This window comes from Arthrobacter sp. EPSL27 (genome assembly GCF_001512305.1).
Classification (GTDB): Bacteria; Actinomycetota; Actinomycetes; order Actinomycetales; family Micrococcaceae; genus Arthrobacter.
Genome location: NZ_LNUT01000005.1, coordinates 44062 through 64989, shown reverse-complemented (window position 1 = coordinate 64989; position 20928 = coordinate 44062). Strand labels below are relative to the sequence as shown.

General features: G+C 69.1%; 17 protein-coding genes, 1 pseudogene and 1 riboswitch. Of the genes and pseudogenes, 11 read left to right on the top strand and 7 right to left on the bottom strand.

The window, feature by feature from the left end; translation table 11 throughout:
- Positions 1–120: 120 nt before the first annotated feature.
- Complete coding sequence (locus AR539_RS11190) at positions 121–2373, bottom strand: MMPL family transporter (protein WP_066436676.1); 2253 nt, start codon at positions 2371–2373, stop codon at positions 121–123.
- Positions 2374–2547: 174 nt separating this feature from the next.
- Between AR539_RS11190 and AR539_RS11185 the strand changes: the two genes are divergently transcribed.
- The gene (locus tag AR539_RS11185; protein WP_066436673.1) at positions 2548–3063 is read left to right on the top strand and encodes a MarR family winged helix-turn-helix transcriptional regulator; all 516 of its coding nucleotides are present in this window, start codon (positions 2548–2550) and stop codon (positions 3061–3063) included.
- Here AR539_RS11185 and AR539_RS11180 read toward each other — a convergent pair.
- Positions 3005–4366, bottom strand: coding sequence for an APC family permease (locus tag AR539_RS11180; RefSeq protein WP_231728591.1), 1362 nt, complete (start codon positions 4364–4366; stop codon positions 3005–3007). The genes AR539_RS11185 and AR539_RS11180 overlap by 59 nt on opposite strands.
- 171 nt (positions 4367–4537) lie before the next feature.
- Between AR539_RS11180 and AR539_RS11175 the strand changes: the two genes are divergently transcribed.
- The gene (locus AR539_RS11175; RefSeq protein ID WP_066436670.1) at positions 4538–5353 is read left to right on the top strand and encodes a methyltransferase domain-containing protein; all 816 of its coding nucleotides are present in this window, start codon (positions 4538–4540) and stop codon (positions 5351–5353) included.
- 22 nt (positions 5354–5375) lie between these two features.
- Here the strand turns inward: AR539_RS11175 and opgC are convergent, their stop codons facing one another.
- Complete coding sequence (gene opgC / locus AR539_RS11170) at positions 5376–7853, bottom strand: OpgC domain-containing protein (protein ID WP_231728590.1); 2478 nt, start codon at positions 7851–7853, stop codon at positions 5376–5378.
- 157 nt (positions 7854–8010) lie between these two features.
- On the opposite strand from opgC, the gene AR539_RS11165 reads away from it, so the two are divergent.
- Both AR539_RS11165 and AR539_RS11160 read left to right on the top strand, forming a co-directional pair.
- A complete protein-coding gene (locus AR539_RS11165; protein WP_066436668.1) occupies positions 8011–8562 on the top strand; it encodes a dihydrofolate reductase family protein in 552 nt (183 codons plus the stop codon).
- A 106-nt stretch (positions 8563–8668) separates the two neighbouring features.
- The gene (locus AR539_RS11160) at positions 8669–9292 is read left to right on the top strand and encodes a LysE family transporter (RefSeq protein ID WP_066436661.1); all 624 of its coding nucleotides are present in this window, start codon (positions 8669–8671) and stop codon (positions 9290–9292) included.
- A 159-nt stretch (positions 9293–9451) separates the two neighbouring features.
- Here the strand turns inward: AR539_RS11160 and AR539_RS19930 are convergent.
- Positions 9452–9862, bottom strand: a pseudogene (locus AR539_RS19930) (S1C family serine protease); the annotation flags it as partial.
- A 150-nt stretch (positions 9863–10012) separates the two neighbouring features.
- Between AR539_RS19930 and AR539_RS11150 the strand changes: the two are divergent.
- From AR539_RS11150 to pabB, 3 genes are all read left to right on the top strand, one after another.
- Complete coding sequence (locus AR539_RS11150) at positions 10013–10591, top strand: dihydrofolate reductase family protein (protein ID WP_066436650.1); 579 nt, start codon at positions 10013–10015, stop codon at positions 10589–10591.
- 95 nt (positions 10592–10686) lie between these two features.
- The gene (locus tag AR539_RS11145) at positions 10687–11268 is read left to right on the top strand and encodes a low molecular weight protein-tyrosine-phosphatase (protein WP_066436648.1); all 582 of its coding nucleotides are present in this window, start codon (positions 10687–10689) and stop codon (positions 11266–11268) included.
- Positions 11265–13343 carry an aminodeoxychorismate synthase component I gene (gene pabB, locus AR539_RS11140; RefSeq protein ID WP_066436645.1) on the top strand — a complete coding sequence of 693 codons (2079 nt, stop codon included), beginning with the start codon at positions 11265–11267 and terminating at the stop codon, positions 13341–13343. Before AR539_RS11145 ends, pabB begins: the two co-directional genes overlap by 4 nt.
- Before the next feature lie 6 nt (positions 13344–13349).
- Here the strand turns inward: pabB and cls are convergent, their stop codons facing one another.
- On the bottom strand, positions 13350–14825 hold the full coding sequence (gene cls / locus AR539_RS11135) for a cardiolipin synthase (RefSeq protein WP_197410624.1): 1476 nt from the start codon (positions 14823–14825) through the stop codon (positions 13350–13352).
- 93 nt (positions 14826–14918) lie between these two features.
- Here cls and AR539_RS11130 point away from each other — a divergent pair, with 93 nt between their 5' ends.
- From AR539_RS11130 to AR539_RS11115, 4 genes are all read left to right on the top strand, one after another.
- Complete coding sequence (locus tag AR539_RS11130; RefSeq protein ID WP_066436643.1) at positions 14919–15872, top strand: aminodeoxychorismate lyase; 954 nt, start codon at positions 14919–14921, stop codon at positions 15870–15872.
- 96 nt (positions 15873–15968) lie between these two features.
- Positions 15969–16084, top strand: a riboswitch (SAM riboswitch).
- 15 nt (positions 16085–16099) lie between these two features.
- The gene (locus AR539_RS11125; protein WP_066436640.1) at positions 16100–16396 is read left to right on the top strand and encodes a DUF1737 domain-containing protein; all 297 of its coding nucleotides are present in this window, start codon (positions 16100–16102) and stop codon (positions 16394–16396) included.
- Positions 16393–16812 carry a rhodanese-like domain-containing protein gene (locus AR539_RS11120; RefSeq protein ID WP_066436638.1) on the top strand — a complete coding sequence of 140 codons (420 nt, stop codon included), beginning with the start codon at positions 16393–16395 and terminating at the stop codon, positions 16810–16812. The genes AR539_RS11125 and AR539_RS11120 overlap by 4 nt, the downstream gene beginning before the upstream one ends.
- Complete coding sequence (locus AR539_RS11115) at positions 16813–18021, top strand: O-succinylhomoserine sulfhydrylase (RefSeq protein WP_066436636.1); 1209 nt, start codon at positions 16813–16815, stop codon at positions 18019–18021.
- 67 nt (positions 18022–18088) lie between these two features.
- Here AR539_RS11115 and AR539_RS11110 read toward each other — a convergent pair whose 3' ends face one another.
- On the bottom strand, positions 18089–19276 hold the full coding sequence (locus AR539_RS11110) for a glutamate--cysteine ligase 2 (RefSeq protein WP_066436634.1): 1188 nt from the start codon (positions 19274–19276) through the stop codon (positions 18089–18091).
- Between the two features lie 46 nt (positions 19277–19322).
- A complete protein-coding gene (locus AR539_RS11105; protein WP_066436632.1) occupies positions 19323–20846 on the bottom strand; it encodes a UDP-N-acetylglucosamine 1-carboxyvinyltransferase in 1524 nt (507 codons plus the stop codon).
- Positions 20847–20928 lie beyond the last annotated feature (82 nt).

Below are 20928 nucleotides of genomic sequence, written 5' to 3'. Positions count from 1 at the left end.
TGCCAGTCGACAACGACCCGCCACCACTCACACCACACCCCGGAGGCACACCATGAGCGGCCCCCGGAACCACAACCCAGGAGCCGCTCATCTCTGCCTATTGACAACCCGACCTACATATCAGCGGACCCCCACCTCCTCGGCTTCCGGCTCCGCTGCGGGCTGGGAGCGTGCGGCATCCGCCTCCGGACGGCCGAGCTTGCTGGGCCACCAGATCCGGGGCCCGATGTCGTAGGCCAGCGCCGGGACCAGCAGCGAGCGGACCAGGACGGTGTCCAGCAGCACGCCGAAGGCCACGATGAAGGCCAGCTGGACGAGGAACATGATGGGGATGACGCCCAGGGCGGCAAAGGTGGCCGCGAGCACCACACCGGCGGAGGTGATCACTCCGCCCGTGACGCCCAGGCCGCGCAGGATGCCGGGCCGGGTGCCATGCTTCAGGGACTCCTCCCGGACCCGGCTCATCAGGAAGATGTTGTAGTCCACCCCGAGGGCCACCAGGAAGACGAAGCCGAAGAGCGGGACCGTGGCGTCGGCTCCCGGGAAGCCAAGGACGTTGTTGAACACGAAGGCGGACACGCCCATCGCGGCGCCGTAGGACAGCACCACCGACGCGACCAGCAGCACCGGAGCCAATACGGAGCGCAGCAGCAGCATCAGGATGACGAGGATCACCGCAAGCACCACCGGGATGATGGTGACGAGGTCGCGCTGGGCGGTGGTGTTCGTATCAAGGGCTGTCGCCGTCACACCGCCCACCAGGGCGCCGCCGTCGATCTCCTTGAGGTCCTGGCGGAGGGCCACCACCACGTTTTCCGCCTCGTTGGAGTCGGCGGCGTAGTTCAGGGTCGCGTTGATCAGGACCTTGCCGTCCCGCACGGCGGGAACCGCCGGGGCAGCCGGAGCAGGGGGCGCTCCCGGAACCGCGGGGGCGCCGGCCGGGGCGCCTGCCGGGGCGTCCGGCCTGATCGGCGCACCGCCTTCGGCCAGCAGGTAGGCCTCCCCGACGCCGTCGGTCGCCTTGGTCCGTTCCAGTACTTCCTGGGCCTTCGCCTCGTCGGCGACGATCACCGCGGGGCTGCCGGAGCCGGCGTCGAAGTGCCGGGCCAGGGCCTCCTGGCCGTCCACGGCGTTGGAGGCGGTGAGGATGACGTCGGTCTGCGGGACGCCGTTGGCCTTGAGCTGCAGGACTCCGGCGGATGCCACCAGGAGCAGCAGCACTGACGCGATCCAGACCGTGCGGGGACGGCGCGAGACCAGCGAGCCGGTGGCGCGCCACAGGCCCTTCTGGCCTTCCAGTCCGGTCACAAGCTCGGGTTCGCGCTCCGTTTCCGGGAGCAGCTTGGGGCGGAAGGGCCAGAATGCGGTCCGGCCCAGCAGCGCCATAAGCGCCGGCAGCAGGGTGAGCGCGGCGAACAGCGAGCAGAGGATGCCCGCGGCGGCCACCGGCCCCAGGGCCTTGTTGGAGTTGAGGTCGGAGAAGAGCAGGCAGAGCAGGGCGATGATCACCGTGGCACCGGAGGCGACGATGGGCTCCCAGGAGTTCTTCCAGGCCGTGATCGCGGCGGCCGTGCGGTTGGTGGTGTGGGTCAGGGCCTCACGGAAGCGGGCCACATAGAGCAGCGCGTAGTCCGTGGCGGCGCCGATCACCAGGATGGACAGGATGCCCTGGCTCTGGCCGTTCAGCTGGATCCAGCCGAGCTTGGCCATGCCGAAGACCAGCAGGATGGCGGCGCAGAGGGCGAAGACCGAGGTAAAGAGCACCGCGATGGGCAGCAGCAGCGAGCGGTAGACAACCAGCAGGATCACAAACACCGCACCGAGGGCCACCAGCAGCAGGATGCCGTCGATGCCGGCGAAGGCGCTGACCAGGTCCGCCGTGAGGCCGGCCGGGCCGGTCACGAACGTCCGCATGCCCTCAGGGGCAGACTCCTGGAGCACCGCCCGGAGCTCCGTAACCACCTCTTTCACTTCCCCGGAGGAGTCAATGGGGACCACGAACTGGACGGCGTTGCCATCCTCGGACGGGATGGGCCCGACGACGGTGCTGCCCGCCCCCACGGCTTCGAGCTCGCCCTTCAGCGCTGCCGCTTCGCCGAGCTGGGCGGGGGTGAAGGCGGAATCATTCTCGATGACAATGACCGCGGGGATCTCGTTGGAGTCGCGGAACTTGGCCTGCCAGTCCTGGGCTGCCGTGGCCTCGGCCCCTGCCGGCAGGAAGGAGGCCTGGTCGTTGGAGGAGACCTCTTCCAGCCGGCCGAAGGTGGGCCCGCCGATTCCGGCGATGGCCAGCCAGGTGACAACGAGCAGGACGGGGACCAGCCAGCGGAGCCAGAATGGCACGCGGGGGGTGTTTTGCCGGTGGGGTTTCATGGCGTCCTTCGTAGTGGGGCGGCGCGGAGTAGAATGAGTAAATCATAGAGTATCTCCATCATGGATATAAGTGCCAATCTAGGCAATTCCGGAAATGGAGCGGTCCCGGGGTGAAGTAAACTCCGGAGGGCGCAAGCGCGCCGGCCCTTTGGGCACGGCGGAGGAGGAGGTGCAATGTCAGCCGAGATGCCGGGTCCCCCCGACGCTGCAGAGCAGCCGCCGCTGGTCCGGCTGCTGCAGGAATTCAGCCTCGAAGCCAACCGCTACGTGGACTCCGCCGGCGGCCGCAACGACATGCACCGGACAGACCTCAATGCCCTGGCGGTGATCATGCAGCACACCGCGAGGAACCAGATCGTCACGCCCGGGGTGCTCCGCAAGGAACTCCACCTCAGTTCCCCCGCCACGACGGCACTCATTGACCGGCTGCACCACTCCGGCCATGTGGTCCGCGAGCGCCTCGGGACCGACCGCCGCCAGGTGCAGCTCCGCATGACCCCCAAGGCCTACCGCGACGGCGGGGCCATGTTCCTGCCGCTGGCCCGCCACATGGGCGCCGCGATGGCCCAATTCACCCCGGAGGAACTGGAGATTGCCACCCGGTTCATGACCTCGATGATCGACGCAACGGTCAAGGCAGGGCAGGAGGCCGCGCAGCAGACGGCCCCGGCTCCCCCGGCGCCGCAGTAGCCAGCACCGCCGGCCGCGCGGACGGCCGGATCTTCCAGTCCGCCGGACGGACTGCCGCGGCCCTGCGGGCTGCCCACAGGGCACCCGCCGCCAGGCCCGCCGGAACCACCAGCGCCCAGCCGCTGAACAACAGCACGGCCAGCATCACCGCGGCTGCCACCACCACCCCGTACCAGGCGGGCGTCCGCGCCGGCAGCAGCCGGAGGCCGGCCGCCAGCCCGAATGCCGTCACGGCGGTGAAGCACGCCGATGCTGCGCCGATCTGGAGCTGCATGTCCGCCAGCCCGGCCGCGGCCGCACCGAAGGACACGAACGTCATCGCCGCCAGCAGACCCAGGCTGGCCGCCGGCACCTGCCCCGCACCGGCGCCGCGCGCCAGACGGCGCGGCAGCACGCCGTCGGACGCCAGGCTCGCCCCGAGACGGCTGGCGCCGGCAACGAAGGTGTTGATCGGGCCGAAGGTGAGGACGGCGGCGGCGACGGCGGTCAGCGGGGCCGCCAGCCCGCCCAGCCCCTTTTCGAGCAGCTGCGCGATGGGCACGTCGGTGCCGGGGAGGGCCGGGCCCAACACGGCCACGCACGCCGCCACCACACCGAGGTAGACCACGCCCACCACAATCAGGGTCAGCCAGGTGGCCCGCTTGAGGTCCCGCTCCGGGTGCCGGAATTCGCCGGCAATGTGCGTCACCGCCTCCCACCCGGCAAAGCAGAAAAACAGGAGGCTGGCCACCCCGCCCACGGCCCAGTAGCCGTGCGGGGCGAAGGGCGCGAAGTTCCCGGCGCTGGCGAACGGCGCGGCCAGGGCAACGGCCAGCGCCAGCAGCCCCACCAGGAGCACCATCAGTACCAGCTGGATGCCGCTGGACATCCGGATCCCCACGGCGTTGGCCGCGAACGCGGCGGCGAGCAGCAGCGCGGCGGCCAGCAGCGCCGTTTCCCGCCCGCCGCCCAGGGCGTGGGCAATGTAGTTGCCGCCGATGACCGCCGTCGCGGGGGCGCCGAAGGGGATGGCGAAGTAGAAGAGGTAGCCGGCCACGGCCGAGGCGCGGCGGCCGTAGGCGCGCGTCACGAAGTGGGCGATCCCGCCGGCGTCGGGCTGCTGCCGGCTCATCTCGGCGAAGCTGAACGCCACGGGCGTGCAGAACACCAGCAGCAGCGCCCAGGCCAGGAGCGACGCCGGGCCGGCTTCCCTGGCGGCGATGGCCGGGAGGACCAGGATGCCGGAGCCGAGGATGGCTCCGACGTAGATGCCGGTGGCCCGGAAAAGGCCGAGTCCCGCCTGTTTGCTGGTTTTGATCTTCACTCCTCCAATCATCCGCGGGACGGGACCGGCCGGAAGCGGCAAAACGGACGCCGGCGCACAAAATCCTGCCGTTGTGCCGCAGGGCTTCTGTCGGTTTTTGTCGGTCTTTAAGCGGGTGATCATGCAGGCGCATGAATGCCGCAAGCGGCCTCGAGGCGGTACCGTTTCCCCATGAGTGCGCAGCAGCCTGACGATGTGTACAGCCACGGCCACCACGAGTCCGTGGTCCGCGCCCACGCTTCCCGGACGGCGGAGAACTCCGCGGCGTTCGCCCTGCCCTACCTCACGCCCCGCGTCTCGGTGCTCGACGTCGGCTGCGGGCCGGGCAGCATCACGTGCGATTTCGCCGTGCTGGTCTCCCCTGGAAAAGTCACCGGCCTGGACCGCTCGCCCGAGGTGATCAGCCACGCGCGGGACCTCGCGTCCGAGCGCGGCGTGCCGAACGTCGAGTTTGTGGCCGGCAACATCTACGACCTCGACTTCGAGGACGAAACGTTCGACGTCGTCCACGCCCACCAGGTGCTGCAGCACCTCACAGACCCGGTCGCCGCGCTGCGGGAAATGCGCCGGGTTGCCAAGCCCGGCGGGATCGTGGCCGTGCGTGACGCCGACTTCCACGGCATGAGCTGGTACCCGCTCCTCCCCGAACTGGACGAATGGATGGAGCTGTACCAGCGGATTGCCCGCCGCAACGGGGCGGAGCCCGACGCCGGCCGGCGCCTGGTCTCGTGGGCGCAGGCCGCGGGGTTCACCGACGTCGCCCCCACCAGCAGCAACTGGCTCTACGCCACCGCGCAGCAGCGCCGCTGGCAGGCCCGGGTCTGGGGCGAACGGGTGCTGCACTCTGCCTTCGCGGACCAGGCGCTCGAGTACGGGTTCGCCAACGCCGCCGACCTCGCCCGGATCTCGGCCGGCTGGCACCGCTGGGGGTCCACGGACGACGGCTGGTTCCTGATCCCCAACGGCGAGGTCATCGCCAGGGCCTGAGCGGGGCCAGCCCTGAACGGGGTCAGCGGGGGATGATCCGGAACAGGAATTTGGTCTTGACCATCGTCCACACCAGGGCCAGCACCAGCACATAGGCGCCGGTGTTCAGCCAGATGTTGCCCAACTTCAGCGCGGGGATGTTGGCCAGCGCCAGGATCAGGAACACGTGGATGATGAAGACGTACAGCGTGGCCTGCCCCAGCGGGATGAGGAACCAGCCCAGCGACCGCTCCAGCAGCTTCCAGTACGCGGTGAGGAGCGTGTAGGCGGTGATGACCACCAGCACCACGTTGAGAAGCCGCCCCGCCCCAAGGTAGGTCCGCCCGAAGTAGCCGCTGTAGAGCGCCTGGTGGAGGGCATCCGGCAGCAGTGCGAGGCGGAAATCGTAGGCGTTGGACAGGTAGGGGTTCGAACTGGCGAACAGGGCGAACGCCACTGTCAGCGCAGCACACAGGGCCAGCACGCCCCTGTGGCGGGCAAACCATGCCACGAGCGGCCGGCGGTGGTAGCCGGCGGCCATGCCAAGGACAAAGAGGACCTGCCAGACCAGCAGCGGAAAGGAGTCCTCGAACTGGGAGGGCAGGAGCCGGATGCGGAACAACGCCCCCACTGTGTAGAGGGCGGCGCTGACCAGCAGAACCAGCCATACCAGCCGGCGGGACAATGCCCACAGGATCAGGGGGCTCAGGAGCAGGAGCACCACGTACAGGCCCATGATGTTGAACTGCCACGGGCCGAACTCCAGCAGCAGGATCTTCGGGATCAGCCAGGCCGGGACCGGGAACTGCAGCAGTCCTTCCACGTCCGAGTACATGTCGTAGCTGCGGCCGGCCGCGGCGCTTCCTGCCCCGCCGGTCCCCTGGTCGGTGAAGGCCGTCAGGACCGAGCTCTGAATCCGCGGGATGAGGCTGATGACGAAGACGGCCATAACAACGGTCAGGGCGGTGACGTACAGCTTCCAGGACCGGGCGGTTGTTTTGTCCACCACGTCCCCGATGTTGTCTGTGACCCGCGGCCCGTAGACCACGCCCAGTACTGCCCCGGAAAGCAGGACAAAGAATTCCGCACCGGACACCGCGCCAATCGTTTCCTGGGTCAGCAACTGGAACAACGAGGTGAGGCCGACGTGGTTGACCACCACAAAAAGGATCGCCATGCCGCGCAGCATGTCCACGCGCCGGTCCCTGGCATTTTCATCCGCGTAGGCCCACTTCTGCGCCGTGGCCCAGCGGAAGGGCAGCACCCACACCACGGCGGCCAGTGCCAGGGCCGCCGCAGCGGCCAGCCACGCCCAGCCACCGGAGACCGTTCTTCCGCCCGGGGCACCGCCGGCAGCGTTGCCGCCCTCCCCCGTGCCCGCGGTGCCGGTCAGGAAGCGGGATTCGTCCAGCGCGGCGGCCAGCACCCCGGCGGTGCCAGGGTCCGCGGTGAGGCGCCAGTCGATGGCTACCTCGCCGGAGGCGCGCTGTTCCACCCGTTCGTTCCACACCACGGCCCGGATGCTGCTGTATCCGGCGGCCGGGGCTGCGAGCACCTGCCTCAGCCACGCACTTTTGATGTCCGCTTCAGCGGGCCCGCCGCTGGCCGGGCTGTACAGGGCGCCCGTTTCCAGAAGCAGGGGCTTACCCCTGGCCGCGGCGTAGCTGGCATAAAAGTCCGTGTCCGTCGCGGCCTGCCCCGGCTCTGCGGGCCCCAGCATGCGGCTCAGCCCGTCCGCGGCAGGAAGGGTGTTCACCGGCGGGCCGCCGGCCGAGTCGTCATGGAAAGCGGCCAGCCCCACCCAGTCCACCGCGTCGTCCCCCGGGTAGTACGGCGCGTAGGCGGAGTCCTCGGGGTTCCAGGCGCCGTCGGAGTTCGTGTCCAGAGCCGCGAAGTCCGGGCTGCCGGGCTGCGCCTCGTCCGGGGTCTTACCAAACGGGTAGCCCCGTCCCTGGAACGGCGACCAGACCATGATCGGCTCCTCCAGCTCTCCGCGCATGGCGGCGGTTACGGCGCGGAAGGCCCCGACGTACTCGACCGGTTTCTGGCCCCACGCCGTCCAGCCCGCGTTCATGTCGGGGGCGAACCGGATAAACAGCCGGCCCTTGAACCCCTCCGCCATCGCCTTGATGTCCCGTGCCAGCCCGGCCGAAGCCTCCCGGTCGACCTGTTCCAGCGGAATCCTCGGATTGACCGTGATCAACGCATCGGCGTTGGCGGACCCTGCCTGGTCCAGGAACTGCGGGATGAAGGTCTTTTCCTGCTCCCGGACAGGCAGCGAAAGTTCATGGGCGTAGACGGCCGCCGGTTTTCCCAGCCGCTGCGCGTAGCGGGCGGCCGAGTCCGCCGCCCAGTCCAGCTGGACCCCCCACGCCGGCCCGCTGCCCGCCTCCGCCGGAGGCTCGCGGTCCGCCGCCCCAGCCGCGGCAGAAGCAGGGCCCGGGCCGCTGGCCTGCGCCGATGCACCGGAAGCGGCCGTAAACGTCGGGACCAGAAGCAGGAACAGCAGGAGGGTAAGCACGCGGCGCAGGATCACAGTCGCAATAGTAGCCACCCCGGTCCCGGCCGCCGGTTTGCGACGCCGAGGGCCGGGATGCCGGGCAGGCATTCCCCGCACTCCCGCGTGCCGCTAGGGTGCACTAAAAGATGCACCACAAAGCCTGCGGCGAGGAGTAACCATGCGCAAAGTGACGGCCGGCCTGTTCAGTTCCGTGGATGGTGTGGTTGAAGACCCGTTCCGCTGGCAGTTCGACAGCTTCGACGAGGAACTCGGGGCGGGGATGGGCCAGATGATGGCCCGGATCGACGCCGGGCTCCTGGGCAGGGTGGGGTACCAGCAATGGGCGGACTACTGGCCGAAGGCCGATACGGACGCCGACTTCGCGGGGTTTATCAACCCGCTGCCCAAGTATGTGGCGTCCCGGACCCTGTCCGGCGGCCTGGAGTGGCAGAATGCCCGGCTGATCGAGGGGCCGCTGGAGGACTTCGTCGCGGACCTGAAAAAGGGCGACGGCGGCGAGATCGGGGTCTTCAGCAGCATCTCACTGGTCCGTCAGTTGCTGTTCGCCGGACTGCTGGACACGCTGATGCTGATCGTCCATCCGGTGATCGCGGGCAGCGGCCGGCGGCTCTTCAACGACGGCGACCCGCTCACCCGGCTTGAGCTGCAGTCGTCCGAACAGACCAGCAAAGGCAACCTGATTCTCAGGTACGGCCTGCGAGGGGACTGACAGCAGGCGGCCCCGGCCGCCGTCGGCCTTTGTCATCAGGCGGACTTGTCATCAGGCGGACTTGTCATCAGGCGGAACGCCGCTGCCGGGACCGTAAACTGGGCTTGTGCAACCCTCCCTTTGGCTGGCCCTGGCGGGCGCCGGCGTCCTCATCAGCTTCACGCCCGGCGCGGGCGCCATCAACACGATGAGCAACTCGCTGAACTCCGGCTTCCGCCGCTCCATCTGGGGCATCCTGGGACAGCAGGCCGCCCTCATTGTGCATGTGGTGATCGTGGCCCTCGGTGTGGGCGTCCTGGTGGCCAGTTCGCCGGTGGCGTTCAACGTGATCCGCTACGCCGGCGCGGCGTACCTGGTGTACCTGGGCATCCAGCAGTTCCGGCACAAGCCGGACCTGGACCAGGAGAAGGCTGCCGCGCTGCGCAACGAACCGGCAGGCTCCATGTTCCGCCGCGGCCTGTGGGTCAACCTGCTCAATCCCAAGGCCATCGTGTTCTTCCTGGCTTTTATGCCGCAGTTCATCCGCCCGGAGGACCCGCTCCTGCCGCAGTACCTCATCCTGGCTGCCACGGTGGTGGTGATCGACATCCTGGTCATGTGGTTCTTCTTCGCGGCCGCGGCCAAGTCCTTCCAGCGCTTCACCCACGATGCCCGCGGCCAGCGGATCCTCAACCGGACGTTCGGCGTGCTGTTTATGGCCGTCGGGGTCGGTCTGGCCCTGATTCACTGACGGAGTCAGCCGCCCGCCCGGAGGCGCGGGAGCAGCGACTCCACCGTGTTCGATGCGATGGCGAAGCTGATCCCGTTCGCCTCGGCCCTGGGGTGTGGACGCGGCAACCATGGTGTTGATGCCGACCACCTGCCCGCGGTCGTTCAGCAAGGCCCCGCCGGAATCGCCTGAGCTGATGGACGCGTCGGTCTGGAGCAGCCCCGTCAGCGTGCAGCTCGACCCCAGGCCGGTATCCATCACGGAGGTCCGGTCCGTGGCGGAAATGATGCCGGTGGTGACGCTGGGGCCGCCGTCCAGGCCCAGCGCGTAGCCGACTGCCACCGCTGCATCACCCACTTCCACGGACGCTGAGTCGCCAAGCTCCAGGACGGGCATGTTCTTCACACCCTCGACCTGCAGCAGCGCCAGGTCGTTCTCGCAGTCGGAGCCGACAATCCTGGCGGGGTGCTCGCCCGAATCGGCGAATGTCACGGTCACCGACGAGGCCCCGCTGATCACCCCCGTGACCAGATGCGCGTTGGTGATGACCTCACCCGAACTGCCGATCACCACCCCGGTCCCCTGGGCCATGACCCGGCCGCCGCCGCTCGGCGCCAGGAAGGGGTTGGACTGCGTGGTGGTGGCCTGCACGGAGACGACGCCATGGAGACCGCTCCCTCTGCCGGCTCCCGCGCGGCGCCGCCCTGTACAGCGGATGCCGGCGCACGGAAGACTGGCGCCATGCGCAAACTGACCTTCGGCATGAACGTAAGCGTGGACGGTTACATCGCCGCTCCCGGTGGCGACCTCGGCTGGAGCGTGCCGAGCGACGAGCTGTTCCAGTGGTGGTCCGACCGGGTGGGGGCAACGGACCTGGCGCTGTACGGGCGCGGACTGTGGGAGTCGATGAGCCCGCACTGGCCCACCGCCGACCAGCAGCCTGGCGCCACACCTGCGCAGATCGCGTTCGCCGGCCGCTGGCGGGACATGCCGAAAGTGGTGTTCTCCTCGACCATCAGTACCGTCGACTGGAATACCCGCCTGGTGACCGGCGACGCGGTCGCCGAGATCACCCGGCTCAAGGCCGGCGACGGCGGCCCCATGGACATCGGCGGCGCCACCCTCGCCGCGGCGGCCATGCGGGCCGGGCTGATCGACGAGTACGTGATGGTCACCCACCCGGTCCTGGTGGGCGGCGGCAAGCCCTTCTTCACCCTCTTAGACCGCCCGGAGGATCTGCGTCTCCTGGAGACGCGGACCTTTCCCGGCGGTGTGGTCCTGACCAGGTACGAGACAAGGCACGGGGCCAGGAGCCGATAGAGGCGTGACAGCGGCGAAAACCAATGTGACAAACATTGTAATAGTCGTCGTCCGGAAACTAGCCAAGGGGGAGCTGCATGACTCATGCTTGCACTATGACCTCACTGTCGAGCCAGTACCGGATCATCGCGGTCTGCACCGGAAACATCTGCCGGTCCCCGATGGCCGAGCTGATGCTGGCGGAGGCCATCGAAGCTGCGGACCTGGCCGGCGTCGTTGTCGATTCGGCGGGCACCACAGCCTACGAGGCGGGGCGGCCGATCGACCCGCGTGCCGCCCGCAGGCTCACCGCGAACAGCATCTCCTCAGACCTCCACGTGGCGCGCGAATGGCGGCCGGAATGGTTCCAGGAGCGGGACCTCATCCTGGCCCTGGACGTAGACCACTTCGGCTGGCTGCAGCAGGCGGCACCGGACAGCGCAGCCTTGGCCAAGATCCGGATGCTGCGCAGCTTCGATCCGGCGGTCGAGGGCAGGGACCCGCTGGACCAGGGCATCGAAGACCCCTGGTACGGCGGCCATGCGGACTTTGACGTCACCTGGAACCTGATCCATGCCGCGCTGCCCGGGATCGTGGCGCACGTCCGGTCCGAGCTGGGCCTCCGCCGCCGGCCGGGCGGGCTGCAGGCCGGCGGCAATCCACCCACGGCACAGCACCCGGTACGCTCTATTTCATGAGTCCCGCACCCGTCATCATCGCCATCGACGGACGCTCCGGCGCAGGCAAGACCACCCTGGCGATTGAACTGGCGGCACGGCTCCGCGAGCACCACAAAGTGTCCCTTTTCCACCTTGAGGACATCTACCCCGGCTGGAACGGCCTCGCGGCCGGCATCGAACGCTACACCTCGACGGTCCTGGCCCCGCTGCACCGCGGCGAGCCGGCCCACTGGGTCAGCTGGGACTGGCAGGCCCACTACGACGGCGAACCGCGCACCACCCAGCCCGCCGAAATCGTCCTCGTGGAGGGCGTGGGCGCCGCTGCGGCGGCCGCCCGGCCGTTCCTGTCCGCGGTGGTCTGGGCGGACGCACCCGAACAGGAGCGGCGCAGCCGTGCCCTGGCCCGGGACGGCGAAAGCTACGAACCCTACTGGGACGAATGGGCCGCCCAGGAGCAGGACTGGCTGGCCGCGGACGACGTCCCGGCCCACGCCGACGTCCGGGTGCTCAACCTTGCCGACGGCGGCGCCCCGGCGGAAGTGCTGCAGGCCCTCCAGTACCTGCCGGCCGTGGCCCCCGCCCTGCTCCCCGAGCTGGCCGCACGCCGCGGCGTGGAACTCCGCGCCGAACGGATCGACGCCGCCCCTGACCCCGCCCCGCTCTTCGCGTCCCTCTTCGGCCGCTCGGCCAACGCAGTCTGGCTTGATTCGTCCCTCGCCCCCGACGGCGCCGCCGCGGAACGCAGCCGCTTCAGCATCATGGCGGACGACGGCGGCCCGTTCGGCCAGTCGGCCAGGCACAGCTCGGGCCGGACCCAGGTCAGCGTCGGCAACGCTGAGGTGCGGACCGAAGGCCCGTTCTTCCGCTGGCTCGACGGCGTCTGGGGCCGCCGCGTACTCCGCAGCCCCGAGGGCTACCCCTGCGAGTTCACCCTGGGGTGGCTGGGCTATCTGGGGTACGAGCTCAAACGGGAGACCGGCGGCAGCGACGTCACCGCCGGCTCGCCGGACGCCTGCCTGCTGTTCGCCGGCCGCGCCGTGGTGCTGGACCACGTGGAAGGGACCGCCTGGCTGTTGGCCCTGGACACCCCCGACGCCGGGAACTGGCTGGAGACGGCACGCACCGCCGTCACCGGCGCAGCCCCCGCAGCGAGCGCCGCTGGCGCCACTGGCGCCGCCGTCGCGCCTTCCGCGCCTTCCGCGCCTTCATCTTCGGTTCCCGGAACCGCGTCCCTGGACTTCACCGCGCGCGACTCCGAAGCCGCGTACAAGGCCAAAATCAAAGAGGCCCAGCACCAGATCGCCGAGGGCAACACCTACGAGGTCTGCCTCACCACGGCCCTCACCGCAGACCTGCCCGCGGGCGCCCTGGACCCGCACCAGGCCTACCTGGCGCTGCGCCGGAGGAACCCTGCCCCGTTCGCCAGCTACCTCCGCTTCGGGGACCTCACGGTGGCGAGCACCTCGCCCGAGCGCTTCCTGCGGATCGCGGCCGACGGCGGGATGCGCGCCGAGCCGATCAAAGGCACCCGGCACCGGGATGCGGACCCCGCCCGGGACGCGCAGCTCCGGCAGGACCTGGAGTCCTCCCCCAAGGACCGCGCCGAGAACATCATGATCGTGGACCTGCTCCGCAACGACCTCAGCCACTTCGCGCTGCCCGGCTCGGTATCGGTCAGCCGGCTCTGCGCGATCGAAAGCTACGCCACGGTCCACCAGATGGTAAGCACCATCGACGCCCGGCTCCGGCCAGGGATGCCGCGGGCCGAGGCCGTCGCGGCCTGTTTTCCCGCCGGCTCCATGACCGGCGCCCCGAAGGTCAGCACCATGGCCATCCTGGACCGGCTCGAGGAGGCGCCCCGCGGGGTGTACTCCGGCGCGATCGGCTATTTCTCCCTCAGCGGCGCCACGGACCTCGCCGTCGCGATCCGGACGCTGGTGCTCACGGACGGGCCGGACGGCGGCACCGGGCTCAGCCTCGGCGTCGGGGGTGCCATCACCGCGGACTCCTCGCCGGAGGAGGAGTACACGGAGATCCGGACCAAGGCCTTCGGGGTCCTCTCGGCGCTGGGCACGGAGTTTCCGCCCGGGTGAGACCGGCTACTGCAGGGTGGCGGTCAGCCGGGCCACGTTGTCCACGTATTTGACGCCCATGGGCCGCTTCATCCAGTCCTCGAGCGTCAGTTCGCGGGAAATGTCCCGGTAGGTGTCCTCGACGGCGCTGATCCGGCGCACGATGTCCGCGCCCAGGAGCATAACGGAGACCTCCAGGTTCAGCGAGAAGGACCGCATGTCCATGTTGCTGGAGCCCAGCACGGCCACGTCGTTGTCGATGGTGAAGTGCTTGGCGTGCAGCACGAACGGCGCCTTGTACAGGTAGATCCGCACCCCGGCTTCCAGGAGCGCCTCGTAGTAGGACTGCTGGGCGTGGTGGACCAGGAACTGGTCGCCTTTTTCCGAGACGAAGAGCTCGACGTCGACGCCACGCTGCGCCGCCGTCGTCACCGCGTAAAGCAGCGAGTCATCCGGAACGAAGTAGGGGCTGCAGATGGAGATCTTGTGCTGCGCAGAATAGATCAGCGTGTTGAAGAGCCGCAGGTTGTTTTCGGTGATGAACCCGGGGCCGCTGGGCACCACTTGGGCCGTGATGTTGCCGGCGTGCAGCTGGGGCCGGTGCGCCAGCTGATCCTCCAGCGATTCGTCGGTCTCGCTCAGCCAGTCTGTGGCGAAAACGACGTTGAGCGTGTTAACGATCGGTCCGCGCATGCAGGCCATCAGTTCAACCCACTCGCGGCCCACTTTCCGGTGCCGCGGGTTGTTGTAGGAGGGCTCGATCAGGTTCTGCGACCCGGTGAAAGCAACTTCGCCGTCGATCACCATGATTTTCCGGTGGTTGCGCAGGTCCGGGCGGCGCCACTGGCCGTGCACGGGCCGCAGCGGCAGCATGGGCCGCCAGCGGATCTTGCTGGCCTTGAGCCGGGCGATCAGCTTGCTGTAGCCCTTGATGCGCAGGGTTCCCAGGTGGTCGAACAGGAGCCGCACTTCCACGCCGCGCTCCGCGGCGTCTTCCATGGCGGTCAGCAGATCGTCCGTGACGTGGTCCGAGCTCAGGATGTAGAACTCGGCGTTGACGAAGGATTCAGCCTTCCGGACCGCGGCCGCCATCGCCTTGATGGAGTCCGGGTAGCCCGGCAGGAGCTCCACCTCGTTGCCGTCCACCATCGGCAGCGAACCGAGGGTCTTGTTCAGTTCCGCAGCGGACGCCACCCATTCGGGGCCGTCGTATTTGCTCTCCGGCGCGGCCAGCTGGGAGGTGCCGGCGCGGACGCGGGTGTTCACGGCATCCTGCTGTGCCCTGCGCTTGCGGGACAGCCGGAAGTTGCCGAAGAGCAGGAACAGGACCAGGCCCACGGCCGGGACGAAGAAGATGATCAGCAGCCACGCCATGGCCGTGGTGGGCCGGCGGTTTCCCGGAATAATGCCCAGGGCCAGCACTCGGATGGCAAGGTCGATAACAGCGAGGATCAGGATCACCCAGGACGGGAGTGACCCCGCCAGCGAAAACGGCCACAGCACAGGCGAACCCCTCAAGTTCCAAACCCGCGGAACAGTTCCGGAACGGGCAACTTTCAAATCCTAACCCGTCGCCGGCCGCACTAAGCTGAAGCCATGACGCCTGCTGCTGCCGCCCCTGCCCCCGCCACGGTCCTGGTCTTCCTCGACCCCGCGTTCGAGGACGGCCGGCTGGCCGATTCCTCCCAGCCGCAACTGATGGCGACGGACCAAGGCGCCACCCGCGGCGACGGTGTTTTCGAGTCGCTCCTGGCCGTCGGCGGGCAGCCCCGCAAACTCCAGGCACACCTGGACCGGCTGGCCGGCTCCGCCCGCCTGCTGGAGCTCGACATCCCCGGGCAGGACGCCTGGCGCCGCGCCATTGCCACGGCCATCGGGGAGTACCGCAGCCAGTCCGGGGCCGGCGCGGCGGACGACGACGAGCTGGTGGTCAAGCTGCTGGTGACCCGCGGCGTGGAAGGCGGCTCACCCACGTGCTGGGTCCAGGCTTCCGCCACCAGCCCGGCCGGGCGGCGGCAGCGCGAAACCGGCGTCGACGTCATCCTGCTGGACCGCGGCTACGACAGCGAGGTGGGCGAGCGCGCCCCGTGGCTGCTCCTGGGCGCCAAGACCCTGTCCTACGCCGTCAACATGGCCGCGCTCCGGTATGCGCATGCCCAGGGCGCGGACGATGTCATCTTCACCTCGGCGGACGGGCGGGTCCTGGAGGGCCCGACATCGACCGTGCTGCTGGCGCACCTGGAGACGTCCGACGACGGAGCCGGCGGGGTCCGCACCATCCGGCGCCTCATCACCCCGCAGCTGGACAGCGGAATCCTGCCCGGCACCTCGCAGGGGGCCCTGTTCACCGCGGCCAAGGCCGCCGGCTGGGAACTGGGCTACGGCCCGCTGGAACCCCGCGACCTGTTCGACGCCGACGCCGTCTGGCTGATCTCGAGCATCCGGCTGCTGGCCCCGGTGAACCACATCGACGGCAAGGAAATCGGCACTCCCGAGCTCCGGCGGCAGCTCACCGAGGAGCTCAACGCGCTCTACGCCACCATCGGGTAGCCCTCCCCGGCCGTCCGAAGCGCTGCCGGGGGACCGTTACTTAAGATGACGGCGGCGGCGGTGCAGGCCGGCGCCGCAGGTGTTACGTTCGTTGGGAGTAATGAGAACCGGCGCCAAGCCCTGACTGGCCGGTCGGCAACCCTCCCTTTCGCGGCGGGGTGCCTCAGGTGAATACTCGGCATATCGACCCATTCGAGCTGCAAGCGTGAAAGAAGAGGAGATCCGTCATGCCCGACGCATCCGCTGCCCCTTTGGCGGCACCAGCCCCGTCCCCCGCGGTCCCTGCCGAGGAGAAGCTGGCGTACCGCCTGTTTACGGGCCCCGATGACCGGGCGTTCTGCGAGCGCGTCTCGGCCGCCCTTGCCGAGGGGTACGTGCTGCACGGCAGCCCGTCCGCCACGTTCAACGGCCTCAACGTCATCGTGGCCCAGGCCGTGGTGCTGCCGGCGGCGATCGCAAGTGCCGACGCCGCCGTCGCCAGTGCCGTGGATGATCTGGAATTCGACGGCGAGGGCCACGCGTGAGCTACGCCGGGGACCTCACTCCGCAGGAGGCGTGGGCCAAGCTGGAGGACGGCGCCATCCTGGTGGACGTGCGCACCGAGGGCGAATGGGCGCACATCGGCATCCCGGACATTAGGTCGGCAGGCGGAACGCGCAACGACCCCCTTTTTATCCAGTGGAACCTGGCCGGAGGCATCCCCAACGCACAGTTCGTAGAACAGCTGAAGCAGCAGGCCCCCGGGGACCAGGGCACCGAACTGGTCTTCCTGTGCCGTTCGGGCGCCCGGTCCGTGGCCGCCGCGATCGCCGCGACGGAGGCCGGATTCACCTCCTACAACGTCCTTGAAGGCTTCGAAGGCGAACCGGACCGGCACGGCGGCCGCACCGTCAACGGCTGGAAGAACCGCGGCCTTCCCACCAACCCCGGAAAGCACTAAGTGAGTTTCAACCCTGACGCCGCCGGCTGGAGCGCCGACACCCAAGCGGTCCGCGGCGGGCTCGACCGCACCGGCTTCCAGGAGACGGCGGAGCCGATCTTCCTCAACTCGGGCTTCGTCTACGAGTCCGCGGCCGCCGCGGAACGCGCCTTCACCGGCGAGGACGAACGCTTCGTCTACTCCCGCTACGGCAACCCTTCGGTGGCCACCTTCCAGGAACGGCTCCGGCTGCTCGAGGGCACCGAGGCCTGCTTCGCCACCGCCTCCGGCATGTCCGCGGTGTTCACCGCGCTGGGCGCCCTCCTGGCCGCCGGGGACCGTGTGGTCGCGGCCCGATCGCTGTTCGGCTCGTGCTTCGTGATCCTCAACGAGATCCTTCCCCGCTGGGGCGTGGAGACGGTCTTTGTGGACGGCCCGGACCTGGAGCAGTGGCGCGCGGCGCTGGCGGAACCCACGACGGCGGTCTTCTTCGAGTCGCCGTCGAACCCCATGCAGGAGATCGTGGACATCGCCGCCGTGAGCGAGCTGGCGCACGCGGCGGGAGCCACCGTGGTGGTGGACAACGTCTTCGCCACTCCCCTGCTGCAGCGCTGCGGGGAGCTTGGCGCGGACGTGGTGGTCTACTCGGGCACCAAGCACATCGACGGCCAGGGCCGGGTCCTCGGCGGCGCCATCCTGGGCACCAAGGAGTTCATCGAGGGCCCGGTTAAGCAGCTGATGCGCCACACCGGCCCGGCGCTCTCGGCGTTCAACGCGTGGGTGCTGGCCAAGGGGCTGGAGACCATGGCCCTGCGGGTGAACCACTCGTCCACTTCCGCGCTGCGGCTGGCCGAATGGCTGGAGGCGCAGCCCGCGGTCGGCTGGGTGAGGTACCCGCTGCTGCCGTCCCACCCGCAGTACGAGCTGGCCGCCCGGCAGATGAAGGCCGGCGGAACGGTGCTGACCTTCGAGCTCTCGCCCCCCGGCGGGCGGTCGGCTAAGGAGGCGGCCTTCGCGCTCCTGGACGCGCTGCGGATCATCGACATCTCCAACAACCTGGGGGATTCGAAGTCCCTCATCACCCATCCCGCCACCACCACGCACCGCGCCATGGGGCCGGAAGGCCGGGCGGCGATCGGGCTCAGCGACGGCGTGGTGCGCCTCTCCGTGGGCCTCGAAGACGCCGAGGACCTGATCCGCGACCTCGGCCAGGCGCTCAAGCAGGTCTAGGCTCCATCGAGTTGGCATTTCGCGGCAATGTCGCGCGCCAACACTGCCGCAAAGTGCACACTCGGCGTCAGCCGCGGCGGACCCCGTCCAGGGACGGGCCCTGGTCCGCCGGTTCCGCGGCCGCCGTCCCCTCGGTGGTCACCTCGACGGCCCGTTCGACGACGGCGGCGAGCCCGCCGGGGTGGAACGGCTCCCGCTGCAGCTGGGACCCCGAGCCCTCGGCGAGGATCCGGGCGACACCCTCGCGGGCCAGGTCCAGCTCACCCTGTTCTTCCAGCACGGGCGCCACGAAGTCCACCAGGGCGTGGACCACGTCCGCCGCCGGGGCGGGGGTGAACGTGCCGAAGTCCAGCAGCTCCCCGCGCAGTCCGCAGTTGCTGGCCTGCCAGGAGGCCATCCGCAGCAGCAGGGTCGGCACGGGCGCCGGGTCGACGCCGTCGTTCCATTCCCGGGATGCCGATTCGACCAGCGCACGGACCAGCACGGCGATCAGCGCCGCGTCCTCCGCCCTGAGGCAGACGTCGGCGACCCGCACCTCGACGGTGGGATGGTGGCGGGCCAGCCGGGCATCGAAATAGACCATCCCCTCGTCCATCAGGACGCCGCTGTCCACCAGCCGGGTGATCAGCCGCCGATAGATGGGCAGGCTGCCGAAGATCATGGTGGGGCCCGAGCCGGGCCAGCGGTTCCAGGCCTGCGTGCGGTAGCTTTCGAACCCCGTCTCGGCCCCGTTCCAGAAGGGGGAATTGGCGCTCAGCGCGATCAGGACTGCCAGCTTGTCCCGGATCCGGTCCATCACGGCCACACCTTCCTCCGGGGACTCCACAAAGGTGTGGACGTGGAGGCCGCAAGTCAGCTGGTTCCGGACGGTGAGCCCGAAGCGCTGCTGCATGGTCAGGTAGCGCGGGTTGGGGGTCAGGTGGGTGGCGGCGCCCAGGGGTGAGGTGGCCAGGGCTGCAACCCGGCCGCCGTGGACCCGGGCGGCGCGGTCCGCCAGTGCCCGGCCCTGCCTGAGTTGCCGGAGCAGCTCCGGGTAGTCCAGGCAGGGCCGGGTCTGGGTTTCAATCTGCTCGAGCTTGAGCTCGTAACTGAAGTCGGCACCGGGTTCGAAGACCGGCTGCTGGCCCGGGACAACCTGGGCGGGGCCGTGTTTCGGCGGCACCAGCCCGGGCAGCATGACGTCGGCGAGCGCAAGCAGCATCCCCGTCTCGGGATCCACTATGAGCAGTTCTTCCTCCACGCCGAAGGTCCGCATGGTTCTATTGTGCGTCAGGAAGCCCCAAAACGGGTCCGGCGGATTTTTAGTCCTGGAAGTACTCGATCTTCGCGCCGATGGTGTTGAGCCGCTCGGCCAGGTCCTCGTAGCCGCGTTCGATCACATAGATGTTCCGGAGTTCCGATACGCCGCGCGCGGCGAGCATCGCCAGCAGCAGGCAGGCCGCGGGACGGAGCGCCGGCGGGCACCCCACCTCGGCCGCCCGCCATTTGGTGGGTCCGTTGACGTAGATCCGGTGCGGGTCGAGCAGCTGCACCTGGGCCCCCAGCTTGTTCAGCTCGGTCAGGTAGATCGCCCGGTTGTCGTACACCCAGTCGTGGATCATGGTCTGGCCCTGGGCGTTCGCGGCGATGACGGCGAAGAACGGCAGGTTGTCGATGTTCAGCCCGGGGAACGGCATGGGGTGGATCTTGTCCTCAGGGGCGCGCAGCTCCGAGGGTTTGGTGGTGACGTCCACCAGCCGGGTGCGCCCGTTGCGGGCCAGGTATTCGCCGGAGACTTCGAGCTGCTGGCCCATCTGCTCCAGGGTCGCCAGTTCGATCTCCATGAATTCGATCGGGACGCGGCGGATGGTGACTTCCGAGTTCGTGACGATGCCGGCGGTGATGAGGCTCATCGCCTCGATCGGGTCCTCGGAGGGGAAGTACTCAATGTCGACGTCGACGGCGGGGCGTCCGGTGATCTTCAGGGTGGTGGTTCCCACGCCCTGGATTTCCACGCCCAGCATCTGCAGGTAGAAGCAGAGGTCCTGCACCATGTAGTTGGGGCTGGCGTTGCGGATGATGGTGGTGCCGCTGCGGTGGGCGGCGGCCATGATTGCGTTCTCCGTGACGGTGTCGCCGCGTTCGCTGAGCACGAAGGAACGGTCGTGCCCGTCCGACGGCGGCGCCTGCACGGCGTAGAAGCCTGCTTTCGCGTCGACGCTGAGGCCGAACTGGCGCAGTGCCTGCATGTGCGGCTGGACGGTGCGGGTGCCGAGGTCGCAGCCGCCCGCGTAGGGCAGCCGGTACTCGCTGGATTCGTCCAGGAGCGGTCCCAGCAGCATGATGACGCTGCGGGTGCGGCGTGCGGCCTCGATGTCCATGGAGTCGAGGTCCAGCACGGCGGGGCGGCGGATCTGCAGGTCATTGGCGTTGAGCCAGGTGCATTCGACGCCGATGCTGGTCAGCACCTCGACGATCCGGTTGACCTCCTCGATCCGGGCCAGCCGCCGCAGGGTGGTGGTGCCGCGGTTGATGAGGCTGGCGCACAGCAGGGCCACACCGGCGTTCTTGCTGCTGTTGACGTCCACTGAACCGGAGAGGGTGCGGCCGCCTTCGACCCTGAGGTGGGTCATGGCAGGCCGCCCCACCTTGACGATGCTCCGGCCAAGGATGGATTCAAGCCGCTGGATCATTTTCAGGCTCAGGTTCTGCTTGCCCTGTTCCATCCGGGCGATGGCGCTCTGGCTGGTACCCAGCTCGGCAGCCAGCTGCCCCTGGGTCCAGCCCTTCTCGCCCCGGGCGTCGCGGAGCAGGGCGCCGACGTGTTCAGCGGTCTCTTGTGTCATGCCCCGAAAATATCACGCATGATTTATTAACCCCGGGCATTGCGGCCCGAATGCCGTTAATGTCACACAGTTACCCGCCCCG

Excerpts from the sequence above, each read along its gene's own strand:
- AR539_RS11190 (WP_066436676.1), bottom strand. The coding sequence starts at position 2,373 with ATGAAACCCCACCGGCAAAACACCCCCCGCGTGCCATTCTGGCTCCGC.
- AR539_RS11185 (WP_066436673.1), top strand. The coding sequence starts at position 2,548 with ATGTCAGCCGAGATGCCGGGTCCCCCCGACGCTGCAGAGCAGCCGCCG.
- AR539_RS11175 (WP_066436670.1), top strand. The coding sequence starts at position 4,538 with ATGAGTGCGCAGCAGCCTGACGATGTGTACAGCCACGGCCACCACGAG.
- AR539_RS11165 (WP_066436668.1), top strand. The coding sequence starts at position 8,011 with ATGCGCAAAGTGACGGCCGGCCTGTTCAGTTCCGTGGATGGTGTGGTT.
- AR539_RS11150 (WP_066436650.1), top strand. The coding sequence starts at position 10,013 with ATGCGCAAACTGACCTTCGGCATGAACGTAAGCGTGGACGGTTACATC.
- AR539_RS11145 (WP_066436648.1), top strand. The coding sequence starts at position 10,687 with ATGACCTCACTGTCGAGCCAGTACCGGATCATCGCGGTCTGCACCGGA.
- pabB (WP_066436645.1), top strand. The coding sequence starts at position 11,265 with ATGAGTCCCGCACCCGTCATCATCGCCATCGACGGACGCTCCGGCGCA.
- AR539_RS11130 (WP_066436643.1), top strand. The coding sequence starts at position 14,919 with ATGACGCCTGCTGCTGCCGCCCCTGCCCCCGCCACGGTCCTGGTCTTC.
- AR539_RS11125 (WP_066436640.1), top strand. The coding sequence starts at position 16,100 with ATGCCCGACGCATCCGCTGCCCCTTTGGCGGCACCAGCCCCGTCCCCC.
- AR539_RS11110 (WP_066436634.1), bottom strand. The coding sequence starts at position 19,276 with ATGCGGACCTTCGGCGTGGAGGAAGAACTGCTCATAGTGGATCCCGAG.
- AR539_RS11105 (WP_066436632.1), bottom strand. The coding sequence starts at position 20,846 with ATGACACAAGAGACCGCTGAACACGTCGGCGCCCTGCTCCGCGACGCC.